Origin of the sequence: Cupriavidus oxalaticus (assembly GCF_004768545.1) — a bacterium.
In the GTDB taxonomy this organism is placed as follows: Bacteria; Pseudomonadota; Gammaproteobacteria; order Burkholderiales; family Burkholderiaceae; genus Cupriavidus; species Cupriavidus oxalaticus_A.
In genome coordinates, this window is the sequence record NZ_CP038635.1 from 3,349,689 (window position 1) to 3,375,843 (window position 26,155).

Genomic DNA, 26,155 nt, shown 5'->3' on the forward strand with positions numbered 1-26,155 from the left:
CGCGCTTCTGGTGCGGCCTCAGTTGCTGAACATCAGCGCGGTCAGCAGGAAATCCAGCCCCAGCACCGCCAGCGACGCGATCACCACGGTGCGGGTGGTCGCGCGCGAGACGCCTTCGGGCGTCGGCTTGGCCTCAAAGCCCTGGTACAAGGCGATGAACGTCACGGCAATGCCGAAAATAAAGCTCTTGACCACGCCGTTGAGCACGTCGGCGCGCACGTCGACGCCGCCCTGCATCTGCGACCAGAACGCGCCGGCGTCGACGCCGATCAGCTGCACGCCGACCACGTAGCCGCCCAGGATGCCCACCGCGCTGAAGATCGCCGCCAGCACCGGCATGGCGATCACGCCCGCCCAGAAACGCGGCGCAACCACGCGCTGCAGCGGATTCACCGCCATCATTTCCATCGCGGTCAGCTGCTCGCCCGCCTTCATCAGGCCGATCTCGGCGGTCAGCGAAGTGCCGGCGCGGCCCGCAAACAGCAGCGCGGTCACCACCGGCCCCAGTTCGCGCACCAGCGACAGCGCCACCAGCAGGCCCAGCGCCTGCTCCGAGCCGTAGCGGTTCAGCGTGTAATAGCCCTGCAGGCCGAGCACGAAGCCGACGAACAGGCCCGACACGGCGATGATCACCAGCGACAGGTTGCCGACAAAGAAAACCTGGTCGGTCACGAGCCGGAATCGGCGCAGCAGCGCCGGCGACAGGCCCAGCACGGCAAGGAACATGCGCGTGGCATGGCCCAGGCCCGTCACGCTGCGGCGCACGGCCGCGCCGATGGTGGCAAGGAAGCCGATCACCGCGCACCTCCGGCAAAGTCCTCGGCCAGCGACGGTCCCGGATAGTGGAACGGCACCGGGCCGTCGGCCTCGGCGTGGACGAACTGGTGCACGAAGGGGTCGGTGGAGGCGCGCAGCGCCTCGGGCTCGCCCTGCGCGGCGATGCGCCCGTCGGCAATGAAATACACGTAGTCGGCGATCTGGAAGGTCTCGTGCACGTCGTGCGAGACGATGATCGTGGTCGCGCCGAGCGCGTCGTTGAGGCTGCGGATCAGGCGGGCGGTCAGGCCGAGCGAGATCGGGTCGAGGCCGGCGAAGGGCTCGTCATACATCAGCAGCGCGGGATCGAGCGCGATCGCGCGCGCCAGCGCCACGCGCCGCGCCATGCCGCCCGAGATCTGCGACGGCATCAGGTCGCGGGCGCCGCGCAGGCCGACCGCGTTCAGCTTCATCAGCACCAGGTCGCGGATCATCGAGTCCGGCAGGTCGGTATGCTCGCGCAGCGGGAAGGCCACATTGTCGAAGACCGACAAATCGGTAAACAGCGCGCCGAACTGGAACAGCATGCCCATCTGGCGCCGCACCCCGTACAGGCCGCGGGTATCCAGCCGGTGGATATCGGTGCCGTCGAAGCGGACCGTGCCCGCCTGCGGGCGCACCTGGCCGCCGATCAGCCGCAGCACCGTGGTCTTGCCGCACCCCGAACCGCCCATGACCGCGATCACCTTGCCACGCGGGAACTGCATGGTGAGGCCGGACAGGATGGGCTTGCCGTGGTCCGCATAGGCGAAATCCACCGCATTCAGTTCGACGAGGTTTTGAGCAGGGTCGGTCACGTTGGCACCGGTCGGGACAGGGGCGCATTATAAGGTGTACTACCTAGCCCTGCTGGCACCCGTGTGCCGGGCACCACATCGCTGCCGACCGATGCAATAGGAAAGGGTCTGATTCTGTGAGCGAAAATTCTCGCTTTAAGGTTCCTGCACCTGGCTGACGTCCCGCAGGATCACCTGCCACTGGATCGATTCCGAACGGATCGCCGTGGCGAACGCCTCCGGCGAATCGCGCAGCGTCGTCAGCCCGGCGGCCTGCAGCCGGGAGCGCACCTCGCGCTCGGACATCACCGCGTCGAGTTCGATTGCCAGCCGCGCAACGATCGCCCGCGGCGTCTTGGCGGGCGCCATCACGCCAAACCAGGCGGCCGCCGCGTACCCTTCCAACCCAGACTCCTGCAGCGTTGGCACCAGCGGCGCCAGCGGCGAGCGCGCCACGCCGGTAACGCCGATCAGCCGCAGCCCGCCACTGCGGACCTGGCTCTGCACCGCGGCATACGAACAGAAGCAGGCGCTGATGCGGCCGGCGAGCATCTCCTGCACCACCGCGGCCTCGCCCTTGGCGGTGACCAGCGGCACGCCGTTGCGGATGCCGCGCACGGCGTACTGGGCGTACAGGTGGGAGGGGCTGCCCGGCTGGCCATAGCCGTAGCTGTAGGAAGCCGGGTTGGATTTCACCGCGGTCATCCACTGCTCCGGCGTACGCATCGGCAGCCGGGCGTCGATCACCAGGAACAGCGGCGTGGTGGCGACCCGCGCCACCGGGGTGAAATCGCGCACCACGTCATATGGCACCGGCTCCAGCCCCGGCTGGATCAGCATATTGGCCTGGTGGAAAAGCAGCGTGTGGCCGTCCGAGCTGGCCTTGGCGACGACATCGCCGGCGGTAGTGCCGGCTGCGCCAGGGCGGTTGTCGACCTCCATCAGCACACCCAGCCGCTCAGACAGGCGCTCCGCCAGCAGGCGGGCGACCGCGTCGGCCACGCCGCCGGCCGGGAACGGCACGATCAGGCGCATCGGCCGGTTCGGGAACGACATGCTGCGTACCAACTGCGGCCCGGCTACCACCGGCGTCGCGGGTACGGCGAGCGCGAGCGTGGCACAGCCCAGGACATACAGGCACAGGAAAGGCTTGAGCCAGCGCCGGAGCAATGTCCACGTGGATTGCCACGACGCGAACTTTGCGTTACCTCGCCAAAGCTGCGGCATATTGCGCACTTCGGTCATCAATTTCCTCCCACCCATCCCCTGAGGGGACGGCGAGCTGGTTCTGGGGAAAAAGGATTCGCGAGGCGGTTTCCGTGAGTTGTTTTTTTGAAAATTGTAAGTACATTGCCGGGACGGCCACAGGCACGTAAACCATAGCCGGGAGAACCCTGAAGGCCTTGTACAGCCTAGCCAAACGCGCCATGACCAGGTCACCGCCCAGTGCCTGCCGCACCGCGGCCCGGCATGAACCGCCGGCTATAATCGCGCGATGACGATGTTTCCCCTGCGGCGCATGACAGCCGCCGACCTGCCCGCCGTGCTGGCCGTGCAGGCCGCCTGCTATACCGAGGTGCTGCTGGAAAGCCGCGGCGCGCTGGCCAGCCGGCTGGCGCTCTCCCCCACCACCTGCTGGGTCGCCGACGATCCGCACCGGCCCAGCACGCTGGCCGCCTACCTGTTCACCCACGCCTGGCCCGAGACCAGCCTGCCCCCGCTCGATGGCGTGCTCGACGGCGGCTGGCGCCAGCCGCCAACGCCGGCGCCCCTGACCTGGTTCGTCCACGACATGGCCGTGGCGCCTGGCGGCCGCGGCGGCGGGCTGGCGCCACGCCTGTACGCGGCAGCGCAGGCGGCTGCGCTGGCGGCCGGACTGAAGCATTCGCGGCTGATTGCCGTACAGTCGGCGGCGCCCTGGTGGCGCAGGCTCGGGTACGCGCCGGCGGCGGCGGAAACGGCGGCGCGGCACGCTGGCAAGCTGGCGGACTATGGCGCCGCCGCGGTCCTGATGGAAAAGGCGCTGGCCGGCTGAGGCCCGCCGCGGCGCCGAGTCCACAACGAAAAAAGCCCGCCGGCTTGCGCCAGGCGGGCTTTTTGTTGCGGCAATGAGCTGTGGATCAGCGCGGCAGGTCGGTATGCCCCATCAGGAATGCATCGACCGAACGCGCGGCCTGGCGGCCTTCGCGGATGGCCCACACCACCAGCGACTGGCCACGGCGCACGTCGCCGGCGGCGAACACCTTGGGCACGTTGGTGTGGTAAGCACGCTCGCCCTCGGTGGCGGCCTTGGCGTTCTTGCGCGCATCGGTGTCGACGCCGAAGGCTTCCAGCATCGAGCCCACCGGGTTGGTGAAGCCCATCGCCAGCAGCACCAGGTCGGCCGGCAGGATGAACTCGCTGCCTTCCACTTCCTGCATGCGGCCATCCTTCCACTCGACGCGGCAGGCCTTCAGCGCGGTGACCTTGCCGTTCTCGCCGATGAATTCCTTGGTGGCGACCGACCAGTCGCGTTCGCAGCCTTCGTCGTGCGACGACGAGGTGCGCAGCTTGATCGGCCAGTACGGCCACACCAGCGGCTTGTTCTCTTCTTCCGGCGGCTGCGGCAGCAGCTCAAACTGGGTCACCGAGGTGGCGCCGTGGCGGTTGGACGTGCCCACGCAGTCGGAGCCGGTATCGCCGCCACCGATCACGATCACGTTCTTGCCTTCGGCGCGGATGTCGTTGGCGCCATCGCCAGCCACTTCCTTGTTCTGCGGGATCAGCATTTCCAGCGCGAAGTGAATGCCGTCCAGGTCGCGGCCCGGCACCGGCAGGTCGCGCGGCACTTCCGCGCCGCCCGCCAGCACCACGGCGTCGAACTGGTCCATCAGGGCCTGGGCCGAGATGGTTTCACGCGCGTAGTTCTTGATGCCGGCCGGCAGTTCGCCATCGGTCACCATCACGCCGGCGCGGAAGGTCACGCCTTCTGCCTGCATCTGTTCCATGCGGCGGTCGATCAGCGACTTCTCCATCTTGAAGTCGGGAATGCCGTAGCGCAGCAGGCCGCCGATGCGGTCGTTCTTCTCGAACACGGTTACGTCATGGCCGGCGCGTGCCAGCTGCTGCGCGGCAGCCATGCCGGCGGGGCCGGAGCCGACCACGGCGACGGTCTTGCCGGTCTTGTGGCGCGGCAGTTGCGGTGCAACCCAGCCTTCTTCCCAGGCCTTGTCGATGATGGCGTGCTCGATCGACTTGATGCCCACGGGCAGCTCGTTGATGCCCAGCGTGCACGCGGCCTCGCACGGTGCCGGGCAGATGCGGCCGGTGAACTCGGGGAAGTTGTTGGTCTGGTGCAAGACCTCGATCGCCGACTTCCAGTCCTGGCGGTACACCAGGTCGTTGAAGTCGGGAATGATGTTGTTGACCGGGCAGCCGTTGTTGCAGAACGGGATGCCGCAGTCCATGCAGCGCGCACCCTGGATCTTCGCTTCGCTGTCGGACAGCGCGAACACGAATTCCTTGTAGTGCTTCACGCGCTTGACTACCGGTTCGTAGCCCTCATTCTGGCGCGGAAATTCGAGAAAGCCAGTCGCCTTACCCATGTTGCGTCCTTGGTCATGCTGCGCGGGACCGGCGGCTTCGCCGGGCCTGCGGTGGGGTCAGTATCTTGTCAGGGCCGCGGCGGCTGCCGCGGCCCATCGCTGCTTGGTTCTGCGCTCAGGCCGCGATGGCTTCGCGGTCGCTGTCGCGGGCGGCCTGTTCCTTGGCGTACATCTCGCCCAGCGCGCGCTTGTACTCGGTCGGGAAGACCTTGACGAACTTGCGGCGTGCCGTGGTCCAGTCAGCCAGCAGCGCCTTGGCGCGCTCGGAACCGGTATAGCGGAAGTGCTGCTCGATCAGGTTGCGCAGGATGACTTCATCCAGCACGCGCTTGCCGTCGACCTTGTGCCACGAAGCCTGGGGCTGGCCCTTCTCCTGGTCGGCCGAGGCCAGCACCGCTTCCAGCGCCACCATCGAGGTGTTGCAGCGCTTGTCGAACAGGCCGTCCTCGTCATAGACGTAGGCCACGCCGCCCGACATGCCGGCCGCGAAGTTGCGGCCCGTGCCGCCCAGCACCACCACCGTGCCGCCGGTCATGTACTCGCAACCGTGGTCGCCGGTGCCTTCCACCACTGCCACCGCACCCGAGTTACGCACCGCGAAGCGCTCGCCGGCCACGCCGTTGAAGAACGCTTCACCGGCGATGGCACCGTACAGCACGGTGTTGCCGACGATGATGTTGCGGGTCGGGTCGCCGCGGAACTCGTGCGGAGCGCGCACGATCACGCGGCCGCCCGACAGGCCCTTGCCGACGTAGTCGTTGCCGTCACCCACCAGGTCCAGCGTGATGCCGTGCGCCAGGAACGCGCCGAACGACTGGCCGGCGGTGCCTTGCAGCTGGATGTGGATGGTGTCATCGGGCAGGCCTTCGTGGCCATGCTGCTTGGCGACCACGCCGGACAGCATCGCGCCCACCGTACGGTTGACGTTCTTGACCGGCTGGATGAACGACACGCGCTCGCCCTTCTCGATCGCCGGACGGGCCTTGGCGATCAGCACGTGGTCCAGCGCCTTGCCGGCTTCGGCCGACAGGCCGTGGTCCTGCACGTCGGTGTGGTACAGCGGCACGTCCGCGCCCAGCGACACCTGGTGGAAGATGCGGCTGAAGTCCAGGCCGCGCGCCTTCCAGTGCTCGATGCCAGCCTTGGTGTCGAGCAGGTCGGCGCGGCCGATCAGCTCGTCGAAGGTGCGGATGCCCAGCTGGGCCATGATCTCGCGGGCTTCTTCGGCAACAAAGAAGAAGAAGTTGACCACGTGTTCCGGCTTGCCCTGGAACTTCTTGCGCAGCTGCGGATCCTGCGTGGCCACGCCCACCGGGCAGGTGTTCAGGTGGCACTTGCGCATCATGATGCAGCCCTCGGCAACCAGCGGTGCCGTGGCGAAGCCGAACTCGTCGGCGCCCAGCAGCGCGCCGATGACGACGTCACGGCCGGTCTTCATCTGGCCGTCGGCCTGCACGCGGATGCGGTTGCGCAGGCCGTTGAGCAGCAGCGTCTGCTGCGTCTCGGCCAGGCCCAGCTCCCACGGCGTGCCGGCGTGCTTGATCGACGACCACGGCGAGGCGCCGGTGCCACCGTCATGGCCGGCGATCACGACGTGGTCGGCCTTGGCCTTGGACACGCCCGCGGCCACCGTGCCGACGCCCACTTCGGACACCAGCTTGACCGAGATATCCGACGACGGGTTGACGTTCTTCAGGTCGTGGATCAGTTGCGCCAGATCCTCGATCGAGTAGATGTCGTGGTGCGGGGGCGGCGAGATCAGGCCCACGCCCGGCACCGAGTAACGCAGCTTGCCGATGTAGTCCGAGACCTTGTGGCCCGGCAGCTGGCCGCCTTCGCCCGGCTTGGCGCCCTGCGCCATCTTGATCTGGATCTGGTCGGCCGAAGCCAGGTACTCGGCGGTCACGCCGAAACGGCCCGACGCCACCTGCTTGATCTTCGAGCGCAGCGAATCGCCGTCCTTCAGTTCCAGGTCCGTCTCGATCACGCCGTCGCCCAGCACGCTCTTCAGGGTATCGCCCTGCTTGATGGGGATGCCGCGCAGCTCGTTGCGGTAGCGCTTCTCGTCCTCGCCACCTTCGCCGGTGTTGGACTTGCCGCCGATGCGGTTCATCGCCAGCGCCAGCGTGGTGTGGGCTTCGGTCGAGATCGAGCCGAGCGACATCGCGCCCGTGGCAAAGCGGCGCACGATCTCCTTGGCCGGCTCGACTTCTTCCAGCGGAATCGCCTTGGCCGGATCGACCTTGAACTCGAACAGACCGCGCAGCGTCATGTGGCGCTTGCTCTGGTCGTTGATGATGTTTGCGTATTCCTTGTACGTCTGGTAGGCGCCCTTGCCGTCGTCGGCGCGCACCGAGTGCTGCAGCTTGGCGATCGAGTCCGGGGTCCACATGTGCTCTTCGCCGCGGATGCGGAAGGCGTACTCGCCGCCGGCGTCCAGCATGTTCTCCAGCACCGGGCTGTTGCCGAAGGCGTCCTTGTGCAGGCGCAGTGCTTCCTCGGCCACTTCGAAGATGCCGATGCCCTCGACGTTCGACGGCGTGCCGTGGAAGTACTTCTGCACCAGCTCGCGCGACAGGCCGATGGCTTCGAAGATCTGCGCGCCGGTGTACGACATGTAGGTGGAGATGCCCATCTTGGACATCACCTTGAACAGGCCCTTGCCGACCGCCTTGACGAAGTTCTTGACCGCCTTCTCGGGCGACAGGTCGCCCGACAGGCCGCTGGCCATGTCGGCCAGGGTTTCCATCGCCAGGTACGGGTGCACGGCTTCGGCGCCATAGCCGGCCAGCAGCGCGAAGTGGTGCACTTCACGCGCGGTGCCGGTCTCGACAACCAGGCCGGTGGACGTGCGCAGGCCCTTCTCCACCAGGTGGTGGTGGATCGCGGAGGTGGCCAGCAGCGCGGGGATGGCAACGTGGTCGGCATCCACCGGGCGGTCGGTCACGATCAGGATGTTGTAGCCCGAACGCACCGCATCCACGGCTTCGGCGCACAGCGAGGCCAGGCGCGCTTCGATGCCTTCCTTGCCCCACGCGGTCGGGTAGCAGATGTTCAGTTCGTACGAACGGAACTTGCCGCCGGTGTAGTGCTCGATGTTGCGGATCTTGGCGATGTCCTTGAAGTCCAGCACCGGCTGGGACACTTCGAGGCGCATCGGCGGATTGATGTTGTTCAGCTCGAGCAGGTTCGGCTTCGGGCCGATGAACGACACCAGCGACATCACCATGTTCTCGCGGATCGGGTCGATCGGCGGGTTGGTGACCTGGGCGAACAGCTGCTTGAAGTAGTGGTACAGCGTCTTGTTCTTGGACGACAGGATCGCCAGCGGCGAGTCGTTGCCCATCGAGCCGGTGGCTTCTTCGCCGGCCAGCGCCATCGGCGCCATCAGGAACTTGACGTCTTCCTGGGTGTAGCCGAAGGCCTGCTGGCGGTCCAGCAGCTTGGCCACCGGCTTCTTCTCGGCAGCGACGTCTTCCGGCTTGGCGTCGATCTCGTCCAGCTTGATGCGGACAGCGTCGATCCAGCTCTTGTACGGCTTGGCGTTGGCCAGGTTGTCCTTCAGTTCCTTGTCGTCGATGATGCGGCCCTGCTCCATGTCGATCAGGAACATCTTGCCCGGCTGCAGGCGCCACTTCTCAACGATGCGCGACTCGGGGAACGGCAGCACGCCGGCTTCCGAGGCCAGCACCACGACGTCGTCCTCGGTCACGTAGAAACGTGCCGGGCGCAGGCCGTTGCGGTCCAGCGTCGCGCCGATCTGGCGGCCGTCGGTGAAGCAGATCGCGGCGGGGCCGTCCCACGGCTCCATCATGGCGGCGTGGTATTCGTAGAAGGCGCGACGGTTGTCGTCCATCAGCGTGTGCTGTTCCCAGGCTTCCGGGATCATCATCATCATCGCGTGGACGAGCGGGTAGCCGGCCATCGTCAGCAGTTCGAGGCAGTTGTCGAACGATGCCGTATCGGACTGGCCCGGGTAGATCAGCGGCCACAGCTTGGGCAGGTCGTCGCCCAGCACCGGCGACGAGATCGCGCCGGTACGCGCGTTGATCCAGTTGACGTTGCCCTTGACCGTGTTGATTTCGCCGTTGTGGGCGACCATGCGGTACGGGTGGGCCAGCTCCCAGGCCGGGAAGGTGTTGGTCGAGAAGCGCTGGTGCACCAGGGCCAGGGCCGACACGGCGCGCTGGTCCTGCAGGTCCAGGTAGTACTCGCCGACCTGGTTGGCCAGCAGCAGGCCCTTGTACACAACGGTACGGGCCGACATCGACGGCACGAAGTATTCCTTGCCGTGCTTGAGCTTGAGCGCCTGGATGGCGTGGCTGGCGGTCTTGCGGATGACGTAGAGCTTACGTTCCAGCGCGTCCGTGGTCATGATGTCGCGGCCGCGACCGATGAAGATCTGGCGGATCACCGGCTCGGTCTTGCGCACCGTCGGCGACATCGGCATGTTGGCGTCTACCGGCACGTCGCGCCAGCCCAGCACGACCTGGCCTTCCAGGCGGACCGTGCGCTCCAGCTCCTGCTCGCAGGCCAGGCGCGAGGCGTGTTCCTTCGGCAGGAAGATCATGCCCACGCCGTATTCGCCGGCGGGCGGCAGGCTCACGCCCTGCGCTGCCATTTCTTCGCGGTAGAACTGGTCCGGAATCTGGATCAGGATGCCGGCGCCGTCGCCCATCAGCGCGTCCGCGCCGACCGCACCCCGGTGGTCCAGGTTCTCCAGGATCTTCAGGCCCTGGGAAATGATCTCGTGGGACTTCTTGCCCTTGATGTGCGCGACCATGCCGACGCCGCAGGCGTCATGCTCGTTGGTCGGGTCGTACATGCCTTGCGCCTGCGGACGCAGTTGGTGCAGGTCGAGGGCGGAGGAAGACTCGCTGATTTGCTCGCTGGTCTGCGCTTGGGCCGAAAGGTTCTTCATTTGGTCCACGGGCTGAATTCCGGTGAAGGCTGCGCGAACTGCTGGACTACCGGAACGGGGACCGCGCGCTTTCTAATCAGATCCACCCTGGACTGGATCCGGCGGGTAGGAAAATGGGGACGAAGCTGTCTGCGGGCCGCAGCGGCGTACACGAGCGTGACGCGCCGCACAATGACTGTGGGTGGAGCAACTATATGGGAATCCTGAAAACCCCGCAAAAATTTTAAATGGGGTCAGAACACATTTAATATCGCACCGTTTCGGTGACGGACTTAAATGGGGACACATCACTTTTGCGTGGCGGGCAGCACCTCTTCCGCCGAAACTTGCACCTTTTTGGGGCGCCCTTTCGGGAGCGGCTGCACGCGTCGCGTTGCACCCCGCTCAAGCTGCGCCAAGAATACCTCGTCACCAAGAGGCCAACCGCTGTGGGCATGGCTGCGGAGCGCTTGCAGCGTGCGGCCGGAAAGCCCCTCGGCGGTCAGCATGCGGTAATTCGACTGGCGTTCAAACGGGGTATTGCCCAGCTCCCAGTACGCGGAGTGATCGTTCACAAGTGGGCTTGCCTCGATGCCGGCGTGATGGCGATAGCTGCTCCAGCGGTCGGCCTCGGGCGTCGAGACCTCACCCGCGCGCAGCGCATTGCCTTCGACATACAGCATGGCCGGCAGCATCCATGGCGCCGGTTCGAATACCGCCGAGCGGAAGCGCCCTTCCCACAGCGTGCCGGTGCGGTTGGCCACGCGATTGAAGTAGCGTGCATAGCGGCGGCCGACCGCCTGCATGGTCAGGCTTAGCGAGTCCGCCCCCTTGGGCGTGGCCACGATGTGGACATGATTGGGCCGCAGCGCGTACGCGTGGACGGCGAGGTCATGCTCGCGCGCGGCCATGCGCAGGCAGTCGAGGTAATGCAGGTAATCGTCCGGGCCGAGGAAGACGTCCTGGCGATTGTTGCCACGTTGCAACACCAGGGCGGGAAGTCCGGCGGGGGAGAAACGGGGAAGGCGGGCCATGGCAGGTCATGCGAGCGTCGATGCCCGCATGATAGCCTGATCCGTCCCCAATTATCCGAAGGTGCCCAAGCCCTTCCTTGCGTATCAGTTGCCCTCGCTGACCGCGAAGATGCGCCGGTGCTCGCGGATTGCATAGCGGTCCGTCATGCCGGCGATGTAATGCGCGATCAGCCGCGGCTGGTCGGCGCCGTGGCCGGCCTGGTACTGGGGCGGCAGCAGGCGCGGATCGGACATGAAGGCCCCGAACAGGTCGCCGACGATGCGCTGGGCCTTGGCCGACATTCGCATCACCAGGTAATGCCGGTACAGGTGCCGGAACAGGAAGCGCTTCAATGCCGCCGCTTCCTCATGGAGTTGGGGACTGAAGCCCACCAGGGGGCCGGCGGCCCGCACCGCGTCGATATTGCGCGGGTTGGCGGCGGCGATGTTGCGGCTGGTGGTCTCGATCAGGTCCACGATCAGCGTATTGATCATGCGCCGGACCGTCTCGTTGATGGCGCGCCGGCCATTCACGCCGGGGAAGGCATCGGCTACCTCGGCGCGATGGCGCGCCCACATCGGGACCTCGTCCAGCTGCTCCAGCGTCAGCAGGCCGGAGCGCAGGCCGTCGTCGATATCGTGGTTGTTGTAGGCGATCTCGTCCGCCAGGTTGGCCAGCTGCGCCTCCAGCGACGGCTGCGTGCCCTCCAGGAAGCGCCGGCCCAGCTCGCCCAGCGCCGCGGCATTGACGCGCGAGCAGTGCTTCAGGATGCCCTCGCGGGTCTCGAAGGTCAGGTTCAGGCCATTGAAGCCGCCATAGCGCTCCTCCAGCTCATCCACCACCAGCAGGCTCTGCAGGTTGTGCTCGAAGCCGCCATGGTTCTTCATGCAGGCGTTGAGCGCATCCTGCCCGGCGTGGCCGAAGGGGGTATGGCCAAGGTCGTGCGCCAGCGAGATGGCTTCGACCAGGTCTTCGTTGAGGCGCAGGTTGCGGGCGATCGAGCGGGCAATCTGCGCCACCTCCAGGCTATGGGTTAGCCGGGTGCGGAACAGGTCCCCCTCATGGTTGACGAAGACCTGGGTCTTGTATTCGAGCCGCCGGAACGCGGTGCTGTGGATGACCCGGTCCCGGTCGCGCTGGAATTCGCTGCGCGACTGCGACGCAGGTTCGGCGTGCACCCGCCCGCGCGTCTGCGCGGAGCGGGCGGCGTACGGGGCGAGGTGGCTTTCAAAGTCGGTCATGCGGCAATCCGTTGGCTGTAGGTTTGTGGGCCTGGGTTGCGAGGCATAACCGGTCACTCAAGCGACCGTGGCCTCGGTGGGAGGTTTAAGCACCGCGTGCTGCAGCGTGGCACGCAGGTCGGCGTCCGGCACCGTGGTGATGAACGCCTCGCCGAGCTTCTTCAGCAGGATGAACTTGATGCTGCCGGCCTCGGCCTTCTTGTCGACCTTCATCATTTCGATATAGCGGTCGGTGCCCAGTTCCGGCGCCACCACCGGCAGGTTGGCTGCCAGCGTCAGTTCGCGGATGCGGGCGCGGGTCTCGGTGTCGATAAAGCCCAGCCGGTGCGAGAGGTCTGCGGCCATCACCATGCCGCAGCCCACCGCCTCGCCGTGCAGCCAGGCGCCGTAGCCCATGCCGGCCTCGATCGCATGGCCAAAGGTGTGGCCGAAATTGAGGATGGCACGCAGGCCGCCCTCGCGCTCGTCCTGCGCCACCACGCCGGCCTTGATTTCACACGAACGTTGCACCGCCACCGCCATCAGCTCGGGGTCGCAGTCGTTCAGCGCCTTGATATTGCGCTCGATCCAGGCAAAGTACTCGGCGTCGGCAATGGCGCCGTGCTTGATCACCTCGGCCATGCCGGCGGCCAGTTCGCGCGGGGGCAGCGTGCGCAGCGTGTCGATATCGGCGATCACCGCGTTGGGCTGGTGGAACGCGCCGATCATGTTCTTGCCAAGCGGGTGGTTGATGCCGGTCTTGCCGCCCACCGATGAATCCACCTGCGACAGCAGCGTGGTCGGCACCTGGATGAACGGCACGCCGCGCATATAGCAGGCGGCGGCAAACCCGGTCATGTCGCCCACCACCCCGCCGCCCAGCGCGACCAGCGTGGTCTTGCGGTCGGCGCCGGCCTGCAGCAGCGCGTCGAAGATCAGTTTCAGCGTTTCCCACTGCTTGAAGGCCTCGCCGTCGGGCAGCGTGACCGTGCGCACAATCTTGCCGAGCGACTTCAGGCTGGCCTCGACGCGCGCCGAATAGAGCGGCCCCACGGTCTCATTGGTGACGATGACGGCGTGCTGGCCGCGCACGTGCGGGCGCAGCAGTTCGGCGTTGTCGAGCAGGCCGGTACCGATATGGATGGGGTAGCTGCGCGCTCCCAGGTCGACTTCAAGCGTGATCATGGATGGGTGGGGTCCTGCGGCGCCGGTTGCGGGGGATCGATCGCGAAGCCGGCCATTTCGAGTTGCATCAGCACCATATTAGCAAGCTGCGCCACCGAAGGCTTGCCGGTTTCGATAATGAAATCCGCCACCTCGCGGTAGAGCGGGTCGCGCTGGGCGTACAGCGCCTCGAGCTTGCCCTTGGGGTCTTCGGTCTGCAGCAGCGGGCGGTTGCGGTCGTGGCGGGTGCGCAGCCACAGGTCGTGGGGGCTCGCGCGCAGGTAGACCACGGTGCCGCGGGCCTTCAGCACCTCGCGGTTTTCGGCGCGCAGCACCGCGCCGCCGCCGGTGGCCAGCACGATGCCCTGGCGCCCGGCCAGTTCGCGGATCATCGCGGTCTCGCGGTCGCGGAAGCCGGCTTCGCCCTCGACCTCGAAGATCACCGGGATGCGCACGCCACAGTGCGCCTCGATCTCGTGGTCGGAATCGAAAAACGGATAATGCAGACGCCGCGCCACCGTGCGGCCCACGGTAGTCTTGCCGGCGCCCATCAGGCCGACGAAAAAGAGATTGGGTCGATCGGATTCCGGTCGGTCGGATTCCTGTCGATCGGGGTGCGGGCGCGGTGCCGACCCTGTCGCAGAAGCTGTCACGGGACTGTCGTTCGGGAGCGCGGCGCCTGGGCCGCCCTCCCCGGTTAGGAACTGCATCATCTTCTTATGTTGTGGTGCGCACGGCAAGTGCCGGATGCAGCATCGACCACATCCCCGCGTGTATTGCCGCGCATGCCGGCCTCCTCCTGGCCTGGCTGGCCACCGGTCCAGCCCGGCGGCAACAAAAAAGGCCGCATCTGTCGATGCGGCCTGCCAGTCTACTGTATCCGGCGTCGAACCCCCGGTGCGATCACCGCAGCGACACGCTTTCGTTCAGGATCCGCGGCGTCAGGAACACCAGCAGCTCGGTCCGGTTGCGGACCTTGGCGTTGTTCTTGAAGAGGTAGCCCAGCACCGGGATATCGCCCAGCAGCGGCACCTTGTCGGTGTCGTTGGACTCGGTCTGCGTGTAGATGCCGCCGATCACCACGGTGCCGCCGTTTTCCACCAGCACCTGCGTCTGCACGTGCTTGGTGTCGATGGCAAAGCCCGACGTGGTCTGGATACCGACGCTGTCCTTGTTCACGTCCACGTCCAGCAGCACATTGCCTTCAGGCGTGATCTGTGGCGTCACTTCCAGCTTCAGGTTGGCCTTGCGGAACTGCACCGAGGTGGCGCCGCTGGAGGTGGCGGCCTGGTACGGCAGCTCGGTGCCCTGCTCGATCAGCGCCTTGATGTTGTTGGCCGTGACCACGCGCGGGCTGGAAATGATCTTGCCCTTGCCGTCCGCCTCGAGCGCCGACAGCTCCAGCGCCAGGAAACGGGTGGCCGCGCTGTTGAACAGGCTGACCGCGATGTTGGCCGGGTTGGTGCCGTTGATCGAGGCGGCCGGCAGGCTCAGGAACGGGCCGTTGTCCGAGGTCGAGCCCGGCAGCACGTTGTTATAGGTGTTGCCGACCTTGGCGTTGTTGTACTGCCCGGCAAAGCCCAGCTTCACGCCGAGGTTGCGGCTGAAGGAATCGGTGGCCTCGACAATGCGCGCCTCGATGATGACCTGGCGCACCGGGATATCGATCTTGCCGATAAAGCTCTGCACCTCTTCGAGCTTGCTGGCGATATCCGACACGAACAGCTGGTTGGTGCGCGCATCGGCGGTCAGCGAGCCGCGCTTGGACAACATGCGCGCACTCGCCCCCGCGCCGCCCGCCGCCCCAACGGGGGTCACAGCGCTGCCGCCGCCGGCACCCATGCCCAACAGCATCCGGCGCACGTCTTCGGCGCGCTGGTAGTTGAGCTGGAACACCTGGCTGCGGATGGGCTCGAGGTCATTGATCTGCTGCTGCGACTCGAGCTCGAGCTTTTCCTTGGTCTGGAGTTCAGCCTTGGGCGCCACCCACAGCACATTGCCGTTGCGGCGCGACGCCAGCCCCTTGGCATCCATCACAATCTGCAGGGCCTGGTCCCACGGCACATCCTTCAGCCGCAGCGTGATATTGCCCTGCACGCTTTCGCTGGTGATGATGTTCAGGTTGGTGAAGTCCGCGAACACCTGCAGCAGCGAACGGATGTCGATATTCTGGAAATTCAGCGACAGGCGCTCGCCACGGTAGCCCGGGCCGCTGATCAGCTTGGTCGGGTCTTCCTTGACGGGCCGCACCTCGACCACGAACTGCGTGTCGGTCTGGTAGGAACTGTATTCCCAGTGGCCGCGCGGCTCGATGGTCAGGCGCGCATTGCCGTTGGTGTCGGAGGCAAGCATGCTCTGCACCGGCGAGCCGAAGTCGCTGACATCGAAGCGCCGCCGCAGGTGGTCAGGCAGCGTGGTGCCGAGGAAATCGACCACCACGTTCTTGCCCTGCTGCGCGATATTGATGCCCGAATCGCGCGAGGACAGGTCCACCACCACGCGCCCGGCCCCGTCCGCGCCGCGCCGGAAGTCGATATGGCGCACCGACGGCCGCGCCGCCGCGGCTGCAGGCGTCGTCGCCGCAGCCGGGGCGAACGTGGGCACGGCGTTCTTGACCGCCGGCGCCACATTATCCAGCGCCACCACGAAGACATTGCCGCGCTGGTCGGTGCGATAGGTGGCGTTGCGGGTAAGCTCGAGGATCACGCGGGTGCGGTTGCCGATCTGCAGCACGTTGGCGGCCTTGACCAGCTTGCCGCCGTAGTCATACTGCGCGCGCCCGTTGGCAACGCCGGTATCGGCAAAATCGATCGCGAGCCGTGCGGGGTTCTGGGTGGTGAAATCGATCGGCTTCTGCGCCAGCGGCCGTTCGAGTTCGACCGTGAACACGGTCTGCTCGCCGACCGTGCTGACGTCCACCGCCTTGATCCGGTTGCTCTGTGCCAGTGCCGCCGGTGCGGCACTGAGCAGCAACAGCGCGAGCGTCGCGCTTGCGGCGCCCGCGAGCGCACGGTACCAGCGCGCGGGGGTCATGCCGACACCTCCAGCTTGAGGCTGGTCATTTTCTCTTTCCACTCGGATACCCCCTCCCGGACTAATTCGCGCAACACGATCTCCTGATCGGTGATGCGGACCACCCGGCCGTAACTCTGGCCGAGATACTGACCCACCTTTACGTGGTGGATCTTGTTATCGACGCGTACGATGCCGAAGGTTTCCCCCTGCTTCTTCAGCATCCCGAGCATCTTGAAATTCTCGAGGGGGTAGTCTTCCAGCGGCTGGCGCGGCCGCCCGGCTTCGGGCGAATCCGACAGCGTCTTGTTCAGTTCGCCGATCTTGGCCTGGGCGAAGGGCTCCGGCGCATTGGCCGCGGCATATTCGCGCGCCACGTAGGGCTTGGCTTCGGGCAACGGCTCGGGCGGCTTGGCGCGGGCGTTGCGCGTGGCGTCCATCCACTGGCGCAGCGCGTCTTCGTCGCTGGCGCCACACGCGCCCAGCAGGCCGACGGCCAGCGCCGCTGCCGCCATCACGCGGGGCGATGCCCGCAGGCGCCGCCATGCCGGGCCGCCAGGACGATGGGCGCAATGGGTGCGATGGGTGCGGCTCATTTGGCACCTCCCGTCTTGGCCGCGGCGGCAGCCGCGGCGGCCTTGCGTTGCGCGGCCTGCTCGTCAGGATCGAGCGCACGGTACGCCATTGCGACCGCCTCCATGGAGAGTCCACCCTCCTTGGTATGGGCAAGCTGCAGGCTCTGCATCGACACGATCCGCGACAGCGCGGCCACGTCGGCGTTGAATTGCGCCACCTCGTGGTAGCGGCCGGTCACGCGCAGGTTCACCGGGATCTCGGCAAAGTAAGGCTTGAGCACCGCCGCCTGTGGCTTGAACAGCTCGAACTGCAGGCCGCGCGCCACGCCGGCATGGTTGACGTCGGCCAGCAGCGCGTCCATCTCGGTCTTGTTGGGCAGTTGCCGCTCCAGCAGCGCGACGCGTTGCTCGACCTGCTTTTTCTGCTCGCGCAATGCGTCGAGGTTGGCCACCTGCGCCACCTTGGTCTGGTACGCCTGCTTCAGGTTTTCCTGTTCCAGCCGCTGGCGGCCGAGCTCGTCGAACTTGCCGCTCCAGTAGAACTGCCAGCCGAGCAGCAGCACCAGCGCCGCGGCCATCACGGCGAACAGCACGCGCGGCGCGGCCGGCCACGTTTCCGGCTCGTTGAGGTTGAGCCCGCGGAACTGGCTCGTCAGGTCGGCCAGGTTGATTTCGGTATTGAGCGCCATGGTCAGGCTGCCTTTCCGGATGCGGCTGCAGGTGCGGGAGCTGAAGCGGGTGCTGAAGCAGGTGCGCCGGCGGGATTGCCCGCCGTACCCTTCTTGCCATTGGCGTCCGGCGCCTCCGGCGCGCGGTACGCGAAGCGCATCGAGAAATCGAACAGCCGGCGCTGCTCGCGCAGGTTGTTGGTCATCGTGACCGCCTTGGACTCGACCAGCTCGGCCTTGTCCAGCCACGGCACGTCGCCAAGGTTGCGCAGCAGTTCGGAGATGCGCTCGTTGGACTGGGCCACGCCGGCGATGGTGAAGGCCTCGCCCGCCTGCTTCAGACTGGTCAGGTAGACCCCTTCCGGCACCTGGCGCACCAGTTCTTCCAGCAGCTGGACCGGGCGGTTGCGCTCGGTCTGCAGGCTTTCCACCGCCTTCTGGCGCTGCAGCAGCGCGTCGATATCCTTCTTGAGGTTGTTGACCTCGCGGATCTGGCCATCGAGCCTGGCGTTCTCCGCGCTCAGCACCTGGTTCAGCGCGACCACGGAGTCGATACGACCGTCGATATAGAGCCCGCCCAGCAGCACGACGGCGGCACCGGCCGCGGCCGCACCGCCGAGCAGGGAATAGACCTTCTTGCGCCGCGCCGCCTTGCGGGCTTCGTGGTAAGGCAGCAGGTTGACCGAAGGCAGCGTGTTCGTGGACATTCGAATGCCTCCGGTGCGTTATTGCAGGCCGCGCAGGGCCAGGCCGGCACTGACGATATACGCCGGCAGGTCGCGCTGCAGGTAGCGCTCGTTGACCTTGGCGTTGGTCGCCATGTTGGCGAACGGATTCGCCAGCGTGGTGGTGATCTTGGTCTGCTGCTGGATCGCCGCCTGCACGCCCAGCAGCGAGGCATGGCCGCCCGACAGCAGGATCTCGTCGACGCGTCCCAGGCTGGAGCTGGCGATGAAGTTGCCGATCGCGGCCTGCACTTCCAGCGCCAGCGCATCGAGCGACGGCTTGAGCAGTTGCGCGCGCCACGCTTCGGGCAGCGTGTTCTTGCGCTTCTTGATCTCGGCCTTGAGCGCATCGAGCGTGAACATGCGCGCCGCGCTCTGCGTGAGCTGGTCGCCGTAGCTGTTCAGCGGCTGTTCGTAGAGCTCTTTCCAGCCCTGGTAGAAGATCGCCTTGGAGCGGCTGCCGCCCAGGTGGACCACCGCCACCACGGGCAGCGCGCGGGCATCGGCTTCGGACATCTCCTGGGGCACGCCCAGCATCTGCACGATCGAGCGCTGCACCGCGTACTCTTCGACGTCCATCACCTGCGGCTTGAGCCCGGCCATCTCGGCGGCGGTCACGCGCTCCTGCACGCGGTCGCTGTTGGCAGCGGTGACGCGCACGCCGATGCCGCCCTCGGTCTCGCTGGGGCCGATCACGGCGAAGTCGAAATTGACCGCCTGCGATGGCGGATAGAGCCGGTGTGCCTCGGACTCGACCTGCGAATACAGTTCGTCCTCGGACAGGTTGTCCGGCAGGCTGACGGTCTGCGACTCGGTCAGCATGGACGGCACGCCCAGCACCACGTCTTTCGAGCGGATGCCGGCCTTGCCGAGCGCACGCCTGAGCGCGATCCCGACGGCTTCAATGTTGATGACGTTGCCATCGGCAACGGCATTGCGGTCCAGCAGTTCGCTGGCGCACTTTTCCAGCCGATAGTCGTGCTTGCCGCCACCGACGGACAACTCGACTACCTTGATACTGGAAGACCCGATATCCACGCCGACCGTAGTCCGGCGCAGAAGCCCCGACAAAATGCCCCGTCGCAAGGTGACCCCCCTGACTTTGAACTCGCCCACGGCTTGTACGCTCTAATCGGGCGAGCCTTGTTTCTTGACCGAAACACTTGCTCTTATATGTTGGCCGATTCTCACAAAAACCGGCACCGGTGGCAATGTGCCGGTCTGACCACGATTCCTTTTTCAGACGGCTCTCGCCAATCCGTTGTCAAAACCCCACGGTCGTCGGGTTCCCTTCCGCCTAAGCTTGCTGCATGTAACTTCGCCCTGCATGCCGCCTTCCGCTGTCTTACATCTTGTAACAGCACTGTAGCGACGCGCGGGGCACTGCGCGCCCGGCACGCCCGATGCCGGAAGATATAATGCCCGGCACCCCTGACTAGGTATTTTCCTTATGGCCACAGCACAACAGAAGCATCCTGCCCGCCGCCCGATCTGGGCGCGCTTCATGTTCTGGGCGGTGGGGCTGGTTGTTGCCGGTGCCGTCATGATCGCGCTGCTGCTCGGCTATGCGCTGCTGGTGGCCGCGCCCAACCTGCCCTCGCTGGACACCATCACCGACTACCGGCCCAAGATCCCGCTGCGGATCTACACGGCGGACAATGTGCTGATCGGCGAGTTCGGCGAAGAGCGCCGCAACTTCGTGCCGATCGCCGAAATCCCCGACGTGATGAAAAAGGCCGTCCTGGCGATCGAGGACGACCGCTTCTACGAACACGGCGGCGTCGACTTCGTCGGCGTGATGCGCGCGGGACTGGCCAACCTGCGCGGGGGCCTGTCGCAAGGTGCGTCGACCATCACCATGCAGGTGGCGCGCAACTTCTTCCTGTCGAGCGAGAAGACCTACACCCGCAAGATCTACGAAATGCTGCTGGCGTACAAGATCGAGGCCAACCTGAACAAGGACCAGATCCTCGAGCTGTACATGAACCAGATCTACCTGGGCCAGCGCGCATACGGCTTCGACAGCGCCGCGCGCGTGTACTTCGGCAAGTCGGTGCGCGACGTGACGCCGGCCGAGGCCGCGATGCTGGCCGGCCTGCCCAAGGCGCCGTCGGCGTACAACCCGGTGGTCAACCCCCGCCGCGCCAAGGTGCGCCAGGAATACATCCTGCAGCGCATGCGCGACCTGCGCTACATCAGCCCCGAGCAATACGACGCGGCGGTGCGCGAGGAACTGAAGGTGCGCACCGAGGGCAACGAGTTCTCGACCCATGCCGAGTACGTCGCCGAAATCGTGCGCCAGCTGATGTACGCGCAGTACCGTGAAGAAACCTACACGCGTGGCCTGACCGTCTACACCACGCTGACCAAGCCCGACCAGGATGCCGCGTACGAAGCCGTGCGCACCGGCATCATGAACTACGAGCGCAAGCACGGCTACCGCGGCCCCGAGGCCTTTGTCGACCTGCCTTCCGATCCGGCCGAGCGCGAGCAGGCGATCGACGATGCGCTGGTCGAGCACCCGGGCAGCGGCGACCTGCGCTCGGCCGTGGTCACCAGCGTGTCATCCAAGCAGGTCAAGGCCACGCTGCTGTCGGGCGAGGTGGCGACCATCGAAGGCTCGGCGCTGCGCTTTATCTCGCCGTCTATGTCGGCGAACGCGCAGCCCAAGATGAAGATGCGCCCCGGCGCGATCATCCGCGTGACGCAGGATGACAAGGGCAACTGGTCGGTCACGCAGCTGCCGGAAGTAGCCGCCGCGTTCGTGTCGCTGAACCCGCAGGACGGCGAGATCCGCTCCATGGTGGGCGGCTTCGACTTCAACCGCAACAAGTTCAACCACGTGACGCAGGCCTGGCGCCAGCCGGGTTCGAGCTTCAAGCCGTTCATCTATTCGGCGGCGCTGGAGAAGGGCTTCTCGCCGGCCACGGTGATCAACGACGCGCCGCTGACGATCGGTCCCGATACCGGCGGGCAGGTGTGGGAGCCGAAGAACTACGACGGCCGCTTCGAAGGCCCGATGACCATGCGCCGCGCGCTGGCCAAATCCAAGAACCTGGTTTCGGTGCGGATCCTGCGCGCGATCGGCACGCAGTATGCGCAGGACTACATCACCCGCTTCGGCTTCGAGGCCGACAAGCATCCCGCCTATCTGCCGATGGCGCTGGGCTCCGGCGCCGTGACGCCGCTGCAGATGGCGGGCGCATACTCGGTGTTTGCCAACGGCGGCTACCGCGTCAACCCTTACCTGATCCAGAAGGTTGTGGACGCGCGCGGCAACGTGATCTCCGAAACCCATCCGCAACGCGCCGGCACCGATGCCGTGCGCGTGCTCGACGCACGCACCGCGTTTATCGCCGACACCATGCTGCGCGACGTGGTCCGCTTTGGCACCGCCAACAGCGCCAAGCAGCGCCTGGGCCGCAACGACCTGGCCGGCAAGACCGGTACCACCAACGATGCGGTCGATGCCTGGTTCGCCGGCTACACGCCTAACCTGGTGGCGATTGCCTGGATGGGCTACGACCAGCCCAAGAGCCTGGGCGTGCGCGAGACCGGTGGCGGGCTGGCGCTGCCGATCTGGGTCGGCTACATGAGCAAGGCGCTCAAGGGCGTGCCCGAGTCGCCGGAGCGGCCGGCGCCCGAAGGCGTGCTGATGGTGGGCGGCGACTGGACCTTTGAGGAGAACGCGGGCGGAGCCGGCGTGGCCTCGGTCGGCCTGGGCGACCCGTGGCCGGGCAAGCCGGACGAATCCTCGACGGCACCGGCGCCGGATACCGAGCAGGAGAAGAAGAAGATCCTGGAAATGTTCGGCGGCGCCTGATTGCTCCGCAGTATCGCCAGAATGCAGAAAAGCCGGCCATGGCCGGCTTTTTCTTTGCGCAACGCGTGCTTTGCTTCAGCCCAGCTTGAGGATGGCGCCGGCCTGCTCGCTCACATAGCCCGACAGCGCCGCGTACAGTTCGCCGCCATTGCGCGTGTCGACCCAGCGCTCGCCGTCGCGGCGGAAGTGGAAGCCGCCGGAGCGCGCCGCCACCCACAGTTCCTGCATCGGCGCCTGGCTGTTGATGATGATCTTGGAGCCGTTCTCGAACTCCAGTTCCATCACGTTGCCGGTGCGGCTGATTTCCACATCGGCATCGGCCGCGTCGGCGGCCGCTTCGACCGCGGCTTCGATGCGGTCCAGTTCCTCGGTGGCCAGGGCCAGGAACTCGCTTTCGCTCAAGGGGGGCATGCTAAACTCCGAGACCGCCGTTGCCGCCGCTGCCCGGACCGGGCGTACGTGGCGCGAACGGCTTTTTTGTTGAGAATTCATGTTGCGCAGCGCCTCGGCGATCCGGCCGCGCCGGACTCCGCCAACGTCATGCCAACAGCCTAAAGGACGACCGATGGGACAACCGATGCTGCGTCGTGTTGCGATTGTATCGGCGTTTGCCGCCACCCTTGCGATGCCCCTGCTGGGCGGATGCGGCATCCGCGGGCCGCTGACCATGCCCAAGGTACCGCCCGAGCCGACTGCGCCCACCGCGGCCGATCCCGGCCTGGGCCGTACCGACGCGGTGCCCCTTCCGGCGCAGGCTCCGGCCAGCCAGCCGGCATCGTCGCCCGCCGCCCCCACTACCCGATAACCATGACCGCTTTTTTCCATCGCCAGGACGGTGCGCTTGCCGTCGAGCAGGTGCCGCTGGCGCAGATCGCCGCTGAGTTCGGCACGCCCACCTATGTCTATTCGCGCGCGGCGCTGACCGCCGCGTACCAGGCCTACGCCGCCGCCTGCCAGGGCCGCAAGGCGCAGGTCCAGTACGCCATGAAGGCCAACTCCAACCTGGCCGTGCTGCAAGTGTTCGCCAGGCTGGGGGCGGGGTTTGACATCGTCTCGGGCGGCGAACTCAAGCGCGTGCTGGCCGCCGGCGGCGACGCACGCAAGGTGGTGTTCTCGGGCGTGGGCAAAAGCGCGGCGGAGATGGAACTGGCGCTGGCGCACGACGTACGCTGCTTCAATGTCGAGTCGATCCCTGAGCTGGACCGCCTGAACGAGGTTGCCGGCCGTATCGGCAAGCGCGCCCGGGTGTCGCTGCGCATCAACCCGGATGTCGACGCCAAGACCCATCCGTATATTTCCACCGGCCTGAAGGGTAACAAGTTCGGCATCGCCTTCGAGGACGTGCTGCCGACCTACCGCGCCGCGGCCGCGCTGCCGCACCTGGAAGTGACCGGCATCGACTGCCATATCGGCTCGCAGATCACCGAGGTCGAGCCCTACCTGGAAGCGCTGGACAAGGTGCTGGACGTGGTCGAGGCGCTCGAGCGCGAGGGTATCAACCTCGAGCACATCGACGTGGGCGGCGGCCTCGGCATCACCTATACCGACGAGACCCCGCCCGACATCACCGGCTTTGCCACCACGCTGCTGGAACGCGTGGCCGCGCGAGGCCACGGCCACCGCGAGGTGCTGTTCGAGCCGGGCCGTTCGCTGGTGGGCAATGCCGGCGTGCTGCTGACGCAGGTGGAATTCCTCAAGCCTGGCGAAGCCAAGAATTTCTGCATCGTCGATGCGGCGATGAACGACCTGGCCCGCCCCGCGATGTACGAGGCGTACCACCGCATCGAGCCGGTCGCGCTGCGCGACGCTGCGATGGTGACCTACGACATCGTCGGGCCGGTGTGCGAGTCGGGCGACTGGCTTGGCCGCGACCGCGCGCTGTCGGTGCAGCCGGGCGACCTGCTGGCGGTCATGTCCGCGGGCGCGTACGGCTTCACCATGAGCTCGAACTACAACACCCGCCCGCGCGCCGCCGAAGTGATGGTGGACGGCGCCCGCGTGCACCTGGTGCGCGAGCGCGAACTGGTCGAAGACCTGTTCCGCGACGAGCGCCTGCTGCAGGACTGATCTGCGCAGCGCAGCCGGCTATGGGGCCGGCTGCGGTGCTGCAGTTCATCAGGCAGCCCTGCCCTTGCGCGCCCACCACCAGACCCGCATCCCCAGCAGCACGAACATCACCGCGGCATAGATGGAGACTTCGCCGAAGTCGTTCTTGCCCGCCTTGTGCCACCAGTAGTGCAGGATCGCCAGCACGGCGGTCGCATAGACCAGCCTGTGCAGCGCCTGCCAGCGCTTGCCGCCCAGGCGGCGCACCATGCCGTTGGTCGACGTCAACGCCAGCGGCACCATCAGCATGAAGGCCGTGAACCCCACCGTAATGAAGGGGCGCTTGTACACGTCCTTGATCATGTAGGCCAGGTCGAAGCCGCGATCCACGCCGATCCACAGCAGGAAGTGCTGCACCCCATAGAAGAACGCAAACAAACCCAGCATGCGGCGCAGCCTGATCAGCCAGTTCCAGCCGGTCAGCCGGCGCAGCGGCGTGATCGCCAGCGTCAGGCACAGCATCACCAGGGTCCAGGTGCCGGTGGAACGGGTGACGAATTCCAGCGGGTTGGCGCCATATTGCCCGGTTGCGCCCAGGTAAAGCAGGCGGATGAACGGCAACAGGGCCAGCAGCCACAGTACGATCTTGATGGCGCGCACGCGCTGCGGCGACAAGGCAGCCAGGCCGGCCGGCTTGCGCGCCACGCCGCCCGCGGCGGTCACTGCGTTGGAAGTGGAGGCCATGCGTTCACCCGGCATCAGAAGTTCTTCTTCAGGTCCATGCCCTGGTACAGCGATGCCACCTGCTGGCCGTAGCCGTTGAACGGCAGCGTCTTGCGCTTGGGCGCGAACAGCGCGCCGAAACCGCCGCCGCGGTCCTCGCCGATGCGGCGCTCGGTCGCCTGGCTCCAGCGCGGGTGGTCGACGTCGGGGTTCACATTGGAATAGAAGCCGTATTCCTGCGGCGCCGCCAGGTTCCAGCTGGTGGGCGGCTGCTTGTCGACAAAGCGGATCTTCACGATCGACTTGGCGCTCTTGAAGCCGTATTTCCACGGCACCACCATGCGCACCGGCGCGCCGTTCTGGTTGGGCAGCACCTCGCCGTACAGGCCGAAGGTCAGCAGCGCCAGCGGGTGCATCGCCTCGTCCATGCGCAGGCCTTCGCTGTAGGGCCAGTCGAGCACGCTGCTGCTGACGCCGGGCATCTGCTTCTTGTCGGCGAGCGTGATGAACTGCACGTATTTCGCGCCGGGTTGCGGCTCGACGCGCTTGATCAGCTCGGCCAGCGGATAGCCGATCCAGGGGATCACCATCGACCATCCTTCGACGCAGCGCAGGCGGTAGACACGCTCCTCCATCGCCGCGACTTTCATCAGCTCATCGAGATCGTAGACCTTGGGCTTCTTCACCAGCCCTTCCACCGACACCTGCCACGGGCGCGGGCGCAGCGTGCCGGCGTTGCGGGCCGGGTCGGACTTGTCGGTGCCGAACTCGTAGAAGTTGTTGTAGTTGGTCACGTCCTCATAGGGCGTCCGCTTCTCGGTCACGACGTAGGCGTTGTTGGGCGTGGCCGCCAGCTTCGGGCCGTGCTGTCCCTGCGCCCAGGCGTTGCGGGCAAACCATGGCGCCAGCGTGGCGCCGGCGGCACCTGCAGCGGCCAGCGCGAGCATGCGGCGGCGCGACTCGAAGACATCGCGGGGGGTGATCTCGTCGGCGGCGATATCGCCGCCGCGGAGCCATTTGGGGGAAGGAATCAACATGGTTTTCCTCGTTGCCTGGCGCTTGCAGGGTTGGACTCAGTGCTTGGTCGTGGCGTGCGGGCCAGTCCTGAC

21 protein-coding genes are annotated in these 26,155 nt (G+C 66.5%); 4 read left to right on the forward strand and 17 right to left on the reverse strand.

Translation table 11 applies throughout. The features are described 5' to 3' along the window. Window positions 1-18: 18 nt before the first annotated feature. The 3 genes from mlaE to E0W60_RS26300 all read right to left on the reverse strand — a co-directional run bounded on the left by mlaE (window position 19) and on the right by E0W60_RS26300 (window position 2,837). A complete protein-coding gene (mlaE, locus tag E0W60_RS26290) occupies window positions 19-798 on the reverse strand; it encodes a lipid asymmetry maintenance ABC transporter permease subunit MlaE (RefSeq protein ID WP_135706057.1) in 780 nt (259 codons plus the stop codon). Beyond that, window positions 795-1,613: an ABC transporter ATP-binding protein gene (locus E0W60_RS26295; RefSeq protein ID WP_135706058.1), complete on the reverse strand. Its 819-nt coding sequence runs from the start codon at window positions 1,611-1,613 to the stop codon at window positions 795-797. Before E0W60_RS26295 ends, mlaE begins: the two co-directional genes overlap by 4 nt. A 135-nt stretch (window positions 1,614-1,748) precedes the next feature. After that, window positions 1,749-2,837 carry a Bug family tripartite tricarboxylate transporter substrate binding protein gene (locus tag E0W60_RS26300; protein WP_135706059.1) on the reverse strand — a complete coding sequence of 363 codons (1,089 nt, stop codon included), beginning with the start codon at window positions 2,835-2,837 and terminating at the stop codon, window positions 1,749-1,751. Window positions 2,838-3,087: 250 nt separating this feature from the next. On the opposite strand from E0W60_RS26300, the gene E0W60_RS26305 reads away from it, so the two are divergent. Continuing rightward, window positions 3,088-3,627, forward strand: a complete 540-nt coding sequence (locus E0W60_RS26305; protein ID WP_135706060.1) for a GNAT family N-acetyltransferase — start codon at window positions 3,088-3,090, stop codon at window positions 3,625-3,627. An 85-nt stretch (window positions 3,628-3,712) separates the two neighbouring features. Here E0W60_RS26305 and E0W60_RS26310 read toward each other — a convergent pair whose 3' ends face one another. From E0W60_RS26310 to pilM, 11 genes are all read right to left on the reverse strand, one after another. Continuing rightward, the gene (locus tag E0W60_RS26310; RefSeq protein WP_133093451.1) at window positions 3,713-5,176 is read right to left on the reverse strand and encodes a glutamate synthase subunit beta; all 1,464 of its coding nucleotides are present in this window, start codon (window positions 5,174-5,176) and stop codon (window positions 3,713-3,715) included. A 115-nt stretch (window positions 5,177-5,291) separates the two neighbouring features. Further along, window positions 5,292-10,097 carry a glutamate synthase-related protein gene (locus E0W60_RS26315; protein WP_371703147.1) on the reverse strand — a complete coding sequence of 1,602 codons (4,806 nt, stop codon included), beginning with the start codon at window positions 10,095-10,097 and terminating at the stop codon, window positions 5,292-5,294. Between the two features lie 287 nt (window positions 10,098-10,384). After that, entirely contained in the window at window positions 10,385-11,110 is a 726-nt protein-coding gene (locus E0W60_RS26320) for a transposase (RefSeq protein ID WP_135706061.1), read from the reverse strand. A gap of 84 nt (window positions 11,111-11,194) precedes the next feature. Beyond that, entirely contained in the window at window positions 11,195-12,331 is a 1,137-nt protein-coding gene (locus E0W60_RS26325; protein WP_063241249.1) for a deoxyguanosinetriphosphate triphosphohydrolase, read from the reverse strand. 57 nt (window positions 12,332-12,388) lie between these two features. Further along, window positions 12,389-13,495, reverse strand: a complete 1,107-nt coding sequence (gene aroB / locus E0W60_RS26330; protein ID WP_135706062.1) for a 3-dehydroquinate synthase — start codon at window positions 13,493-13,495, stop codon at window positions 12,389-12,391. Beyond that, window positions 13,492-14,025 carry a shikimate kinase gene (locus E0W60_RS26335; RefSeq protein ID WP_133093536.1) on the reverse strand — a complete coding sequence of 178 codons (534 nt, stop codon included), beginning with the start codon at window positions 14,023-14,025 and terminating at the stop codon, window positions 13,492-13,494. The genes aroB and E0W60_RS26335 overlap by 4 nt, the downstream gene beginning before the upstream one ends. Window positions 14,026-14,377: 352 nt before the next feature. Continuing rightward, window positions 14,378-16,507, reverse strand: a complete 2,130-nt coding sequence (pilQ, locus tag E0W60_RS26340) for a type IV pilus secretin PilQ (protein WP_135706063.1) — start codon at window positions 16,505-16,507, stop codon at window positions 14,378-14,380. After that, window positions 16,504-17,082, reverse strand: a complete 579-nt coding sequence (locus E0W60_RS26345) for a pilus assembly protein PilP (protein WP_431189891.1) — start codon at window positions 17,080-17,082, stop codon at window positions 16,504-16,506. Before E0W60_RS26345 ends, pilQ begins: the two co-directional genes overlap by 4 nt. Further along, window positions 17,079-17,750: a type 4a pilus biogenesis protein PilO gene (locus tag E0W60_RS26350; RefSeq protein ID WP_135706064.1), complete on the reverse strand. Its 672-nt coding sequence runs from the start codon at window positions 17,748-17,750 to the stop codon at window positions 17,079-17,081. Before E0W60_RS26350 ends, E0W60_RS26345 begins: the two co-directional genes overlap by 4 nt. A 2-nt stretch (window positions 17,751-17,752) precedes the next feature. After that, complete coding sequence (locus E0W60_RS26355) at window positions 17,753-18,436, reverse strand: PilN domain-containing protein (protein ID WP_133093446.1); 684 nt, start codon at window positions 18,434-18,436, stop codon at window positions 17,753-17,755. A gap of 18 nt (window positions 18,437-18,454) precedes the next feature. After that, a complete protein-coding gene (pilM, locus tag E0W60_RS26360; protein ID WP_195431139.1) occupies window positions 18,455-19,525 on the reverse strand; it encodes a type IV pilus assembly protein PilM in 1,071 nt (356 codons plus the stop codon). 379 nt (window positions 19,526-19,904) lie between these two features. On the opposite strand from pilM, the gene E0W60_RS26365 reads away from it, so the two are divergent. Further along, window positions 19,905-22,277 (forward strand): penicillin-binding protein 1A, encoded by a 2,373-nt coding sequence (locus E0W60_RS26365; protein ID WP_167884601.1) that lies wholly within the window; start codon window positions 19,905-19,907, stop codon window positions 22,275-22,277. A gap of 75 nt (window positions 22,278-22,352) precedes the next feature. Here the strand turns inward: E0W60_RS26365 and cyaY are convergent, their stop codons facing one another. Beyond that, window positions 22,353-22,688, reverse strand: a complete 336-nt coding sequence (gene cyaY, locus E0W60_RS26370) for an iron donor protein CyaY (protein WP_135706065.1) — start codon at window positions 22,686-22,688, stop codon at window positions 22,353-22,355. Between the two features lie 166 nt (window positions 22,689-22,854). Here cyaY and E0W60_RS26375 point away from each other — a divergent pair, with 166 nt between their 5' ends. Together E0W60_RS26375 and lysA are read left to right on the forward strand one after the other, a co-directional pair. After that, window positions 22,855-23,082 (forward strand): hypothetical protein, encoded by a 228-nt coding sequence (locus tag E0W60_RS26375; RefSeq protein ID WP_133093444.1) that lies wholly within the window; start codon window positions 22,855-22,857, stop codon window positions 23,080-23,082. Between the two features lie 2 nt (window positions 23,083-23,084). Then, the gene (gene lysA, locus E0W60_RS26380; protein ID WP_135706066.1) at window positions 23,085-24,344 is read left to right on the forward strand and encodes a diaminopimelate decarboxylase; all 1,260 of its coding nucleotides are present in this window, start codon (window positions 23,085-23,087) and stop codon (window positions 24,342-24,344) included. Window positions 24,345-24,392: 48 nt separating this feature from the next. On the opposite strand, the gene msrQ is transcribed toward lysA, so the two are convergent. Further along, complete coding sequence (gene msrQ / locus E0W60_RS26385; protein WP_133093442.1) at window positions 24,393-25,082, reverse strand: protein-methionine-sulfoxide reductase heme-binding subunit MsrQ; 690 nt, start codon at window positions 25,080-25,082, stop codon at window positions 24,393-24,395. Next, complete coding sequence (gene msrP, locus E0W60_RS26390; protein ID WP_135706067.1) at window positions 25,082-26,083, reverse strand: protein-methionine-sulfoxide reductase catalytic subunit MsrP; 1,002 nt, start codon at window positions 26,081-26,083, stop codon at window positions 25,082-25,084. Before msrP ends, msrQ begins: the two co-directional genes overlap by 1 nt. Window positions 26,084-26,155: the final 72 nt, after the last annotated feature.